This is a genomic window from Parasutterella sp., from assembly GCF_057870745.1.
In genome coordinates, this window is the sequence record NZ_DBMALT010000080.1 from 1 (window position 1) to 5,347 (window position 5,347).

Here is a 5,347-nt window from a genome sequence, read left to right on the forward strand (position 1 = left end):
TTGCAGTGAAAAAATAAAAGATTTTTACTTTTATTTTTTTTGATTTTCTTACTCTCAAATTCGCACTGTTTTACAACTCTCAAAATCGTATTTGCTTAGCAGCAGAACCAAATCCAGAAAGGAGCGGCGAAAGCAAACATCAGCGTACTGACAGCCAAAATCGAAGCGCCGTCCTGGACGTAAACGTTATACCGGGAACCGATGATGATGCCGGAGAAAGCCGGCGGAAGAGCACAGGCCATCGTCAGCATCGAAAGCTTTTCTCCGCTGAGACCGCAGAGGATAGCCGCAATGGCGATGCAGAGCGGAGTAATGAATACACGAAATATGGAGTTCCAAAGAATTTCAGTGTTGACGCTGAATTTCACTGTAGCCAAAGCCAAACCTGCTGCAAACACGGCAACACCTGAATTGGCGTGGGCAATCAAGTCAAAAGAAGGATAAACCGCGACCGGAAGCTTGATCCCTAATAAGACAATTACGACAGCAAGAGTCGGACACCAAACGACCGGCTGTTTGACGGCATTTAATATGGCAGAGCCGGTTCCGGAAGAAGAGCCGTTTCCGGATCCCATAGCACCGGCTAAGCTCATTAAGTACATGCCGATCGGAATGATCACGGCATTTGCAACGATTGCCACGATGGCAACCACCAATCCTGTCTGGGTAGTTGCTCCGTAAATCGGATCGAGGACAGCGAAGCCTAAGAAGCCGATAGTCGGGGAGCCCGCGGTCAGACCGCAGACTGCGGCTTCGGCAGCTGTGTGATGGAAGACCTTTCTGCAAACCCAATAGCAAACGAAGAAGAGGGCGACGATACCGATTAATGAGACGAGCGTCAGCGTGAGATCTTCGGAAAGCATCTCGCGGGTTGCTTTAGTAATAGAGACAAAAAGTGCGGCCGGCAAAGCGAAGTTCAAAACAACTTTGTTGAGTGCCTGGGTTTGACTCGGCGTGAAAGCATTCATCTTCGCACCGGCATAACCTAATGCCATCACAACGAAGATCGGGACAATATCATTAAAAATAATGTTGAAAAACATGCAGTCTCTGCTAAAAATTTCTTCCGAAAAATCCTCTGGTAGGGCCTAGTGAGAAGCTATTCGGACTGGCAAGAGAAATTTTAGATTTGCAGTGGTGTCTTCGAATCGCAAACAGTATTAAGTTGGGTAGTCAGGTTCAAAAATCAGAATACTTTGCAAGAGCGACAAGGAAACTATTTTTAGTTGTTGTAATTTAGTAACAGTGGCGTTTTAGGTTGAAATAGGTTGATTTTTTTACTCTACGACAGGTTGTTCGAATATTTTTTCATTAAAAACCAAAATAAGCCTTGTTTTGTTGCTGTACATTAAAAAAATGTTTATATTTGCGAAAAAAAATTCCCGCTAACGCAAATGTAAAAAACGTAAATTGCCTTATTTCTTGTCAGTATTAACACCATATTTGAATACGGATTTCAGGGTAAGGCTGAATATTTACATCGTAAAAATCCTTTCATAATGTGGTCACGCGAAAACCTCGCGGACATGCTTTTTGTTTTTCGGATGAGAAAAACGGTTTATCGCACGGTGATAAAGGGCTTTAAGAGAGCCTGGGGCCGTAGATAAGCACATTCAAAAAACGAAATTTGCTTTGTTTGTTACTTTTAAGGATAGTCATATGGCTTCTTCTAACCTCAACGATAAAAAACCTGAGTTGGCAGATGACAAAGAAAAGAAAGTCACCATCGGAAATTACATTTCCCTGATTATGGCTTGCGTTTTCTTCTCCGGTGTCTGCGCTACAAACCAATGGTGGGGCATTTTCGACTTCACCACAATCAACGGCTCCTTCGGTAAGGTTGTCACAGCTGTTTCCCAGAACGCTGACGGCATTCACACCACGATGGCCAACTTCCGCGGTAAAGGCGGTTCCGGTGCTATCGACGGCTTCATGTTTGCTTTGACACTGGTCCCGACAGTTATGTTCGCTCTTGCGATGATCACTGTTTTCGACCACTACGGTGCTCTGAAAGCTGCTCGCCAGATGCTTACTCCGATTCTTCGTCCGTTGATCGGCGTTCCCGGCGGTGCTGGTCTCGCTCTGATCGCTTCTCTGCAGTCTACTGACGGCGGCGCGGCTCTGACTCGCCAGCTCAAAGATGACAATATTTTGACAGCTAAAGAGCTGAATAACTTTGCTACTTTCCAGATGACAGCCGACGCTCTCATCACTAACTTCCTCTCTTCCGGCGCGGTTCTGTTCACACTGCTTGCTGCTGACGGCAAGCCTGCAGTTCCGGTCAGCATCGGTGCTTGCTTGGGTATTCTGTTCCTCGGCAAGATCCTCGCTGCCAACATCATGCGCGTCATCCAGATGGGCGGAAAGATTAACCTTAAGAAGAGCGCTTAATAAGGAGAATACGAAATGGCTACTACATCTAAAAAAATGATGATCACCGACGTATTCGTTAACGGTGCATTTCAGGGTTGGAACATTGCTACACACTCCACGATTCCTAACGTTTTGATGGCTTTCGTGATCATCAAAATGCTGAACATCTCCGGCGCTTTGGACTTCATCGGTACATGCCTCGGACCGGTTATGGCCATCTTCGGTCTGCCAGGCGAAGCTGCCATGATTCTGCTCGGCGGCTGGATGTCCATGGGCGGCGGTGTCGGTGTGGCAGTTGCCTTGTTCGATAAAGGCGCTGTTGACGGTACACAGCTCGCTATCGTGATTCCCGCTATTTACCTCATGGGTTCTCAGGTTCAGTACATGGGCCGCTGCCTTGGCGTTATCGGCATCCAGGGTTCCGATATGTTCAAGATCATGGCCGTTCCTCCGATCGTCGCTTTGCTCTCTCTGTGGGTCATGCGCCTGGTCGTTCTGGGATCGTAATCTGACGAACTTTCAAAGGATTTAGTAATCAATGGCTACCGCAATTCTCTTTAAAAATGCAGATCTGTACGCTCCTGAACATAAGGGCATCAAACAGATTCTGACAGTCAATGAAAAAATCATTGCTGTGGAGGATGAAATCTCTGCCGACCTTCCCGGTCTGGAAGTGATAGATCTGAACGGCGCAATCGTTACGCCGGGTCTTATCGACCAACACATTCACGTGACTGGCGGCGGCGGAGAAGGCGGTCCCCTGACACGCGCTCCAGAGCTTAACTTCTCCGAGCTCGTGGAAGGCGGAATCACTTCCTTTGTCGGTGTTTCCGGAACCGATAGTGAAACCCGTCCGATCGAAGCTCTTATGGCTAAGGTTCGCGCCTTAACCAAAGAAGGTGCTACCGGCTGGATGTGGACTTCCAACTATCGTTATCCCCCTACAACGGTTACCGGCGACGTCCGTAAAGACCTCTTGACGATTCCCGAATGCTTGGGTGTGAAGATTGCAATGGGCGACCATCGCTGCTCCTTCCCGACAACTCAGGAAGTTTTAAGAGTTCTTTCCGACTGCCGCGTCGGGGGCATGATCTGCGGACACGATTCTTATCTGCATGTTCACCTCGGTGACCTTCCCATCGCTTTCCCGGCTTTCATGGAATGCATAAAAATGGGAATGCCGATTAAGCATATTCGTCCGACACATGTCGGCCGTCACCCTGAAGTTTTTGCTCAGGCAATTGCATTTACCAAAGCCGGCGGATACATCGATATCACAACCAGCGGCGGCAACTACATGGGTTCTGCAGCAGATGCTTTTGTGATGGCTTTGAAAGAAGGTGCGCCGATCGATCGTATTACGTTCTCTTCTGACGGCCACGGCTCGATGCCTCGCTTCGATAAGAACGGCGAAATGATCGGTCTGACGGTTTGCAAAGTCTCCGACAACCTGAAGATGCTTCAGGAACTTGCCGGTAAGATTGGTCTTGAAAAAGCCTTGCTGCCTTTGACACGTACTATTGCCACGGCTCTTTGCTTGGGTAATAAAGGCGTAATCGAAGCTGGTAAAGACGCAGACCTTCTAGTGATGGATAAGGATCTTAAACCGCTCCACCTCTTCATGAAGGGTCGTCAGGTCATGAAAGATTCGGAAGTTATCGTTAAAGGTGCCTTCGAAGAATAAGAACCAACTAGTTTTGATCTTACAAGCCTCTCGGGTGACAAAGCCCGGGAGGCTTTTTTTAGTGCGCCCAGCATGGCGCGCTTCTGTAGGATGCAAATCCCGAACTCGCCCGATGAGGGGAAGGGTTAGCGACTCGGCAAGGGCGTAGTGGCAACACTAGGTCTGGAGGAAGCCGATAGCAAAATGCATGTTCAACGAACAGGAAGCGGATATGAGGCGGTTTAGACGGATGTGGGGGCCAAAATACCCAATTTCCAATACTCATACAGGAGTCTGAGACGTAGATCCGATGGACAGGCAGGAAAGAAGTACGTCTTACCTGGGGAGATCCGATTTGATGCCATTGGCTACGGGCTTCGCGAGGAGTTCGGATGTCAAATCGGAAGTCAGCCGAGGCCATAGTAGGGGCAACCTGAAGGGCCGAACATTAACAACGCGAGTAGAGGTGACAGCTCTCATGACAAATTCAAGCGGACCTCAGAACAACGTCCAAGAGGGCGGCTGTCACGACGCAAAGCGGGCAGAACAGCGCAGTGTCGTCTACGGCAAAAGAAGGAGCAGCTGGTCATGGCGAAGTCACACTGGACGAAAGCTGAACCTAGAGGCTGTCCGCTCATCGATTTAGTATGTTTCTATCTCGACGATGCGGCGCAGAAGGTTATAAAGAACAAAGGCGCACCCGGCATAGACGGGATAACCTATGAACAACTTCCTAACCTTTTGCGAGTTCACGGGGAGAAGATCAGACAGAAACTTAAAAACGGTACTTACATTCCCGCTCCCGTTGGACGCGTGGATATACCCAAGCCAAACGGGGGCACACGGATGTTAGGAATTCCAACTCTCTTGGACCGAACAATCCAACAGGCCATAGTGATGACTATTGGAGATGCGTTCGAGGGTCAATTCTCGGACAAAAGTTATGGGTTCAGAGAGGGACGGAACTGCCGGCAGGCAGTGCAAAGGGCTCAAGAGTACATCAAAGATGGAAATAGATGGGTCGTCGAAATGGACTTGTCCAAGTTCTTCGACCGAGTCAACCACGACATTCTGATGGACAGAGTCAGCCGAGTTATAGATGACAAGGCAATCTTGAAACTAATCCGACGATATTTAAACGCAGGCATCATGGAAGACGGGCTGGTAAGCCCAAGACTAGAGGGCGTTCCTCAGGGGTCGCCCCTTAGTCCGTGTGCGCCCAGCATGGCGCACTTCTATAGGGTGAGAATCCCGAACCCGCCCGATGAGGGGAAGGGTTAGCGACTCGGCAAGGGCGTAGTGGCAACACTA

5 protein-coding genes are annotated in these 5,347 nt (G+C 48.9%); 4 read left to right on the forward strand and 1 reads right to left on the reverse strand.

Annotation, left to right across the window (positions count from 1 at the left end; translation table 11 throughout):
* Positions 1 to 95: 95 nt before the first annotated feature.
* On the reverse strand, positions 96 to 1,043 hold the full coding sequence (locus ACZND6_RS12605; RefSeq protein ID WP_489524762.1) for an AEC family transporter: 948 nt from the start codon (positions 1,041 to 1,043) through the stop codon (positions 96 to 98).
* 616 nt (positions 1,044 to 1,659) lie between these two features.
* On the opposite strand from ACZND6_RS12605, the gene ACZND6_RS12610 reads away from it, so the two are divergent.
* The 4 genes from ACZND6_RS12610 to ACZND6_RS12625 all read left to right on the forward strand — a co-directional run bounded on the left by ACZND6_RS12610 (position 1,660) and on the right by ACZND6_RS12625 (position 5,317).
* Positions 1,660 to 2,391, forward strand: a complete 732-nt coding sequence (locus tag ACZND6_RS12610) for a nucleoside recognition domain-containing protein (RefSeq protein ID WP_046448398.1) — start codon at positions 1,660 to 1,662, stop codon at positions 2,389 to 2,391.
* A gap of 15 nt (positions 2,392 to 2,406) precedes the next feature.
* On the forward strand, positions 2,407 to 2,880 hold the full coding sequence (locus ACZND6_RS12615) for a YjiG family protein (protein ID WP_008811940.1): 474 nt from the start codon (positions 2,407 to 2,409) through the stop codon (positions 2,878 to 2,880).
* Positions 2,881 to 2,911: 31 nt separating this feature from the next.
* Positions 2,912 to 4,057, forward strand: coding sequence for a beta-aspartyl-peptidase (gene iadA / locus ACZND6_RS12620; protein WP_293738293.1), 1,146 nt, complete (start codon positions 2,912 to 2,914; stop codon positions 4,055 to 4,057).
* 567 nt (positions 4,058 to 4,624) lie between these two features.
* Entirely contained in the window at positions 4,625 to 5,317 is a 693-nt protein-coding gene (locus tag ACZND6_RS12625; RefSeq protein WP_489524763.1) for a reverse transcriptase domain-containing protein, read from the forward strand.
* Positions 5,318 to 5,347: the final 30 nt, after the last annotated feature.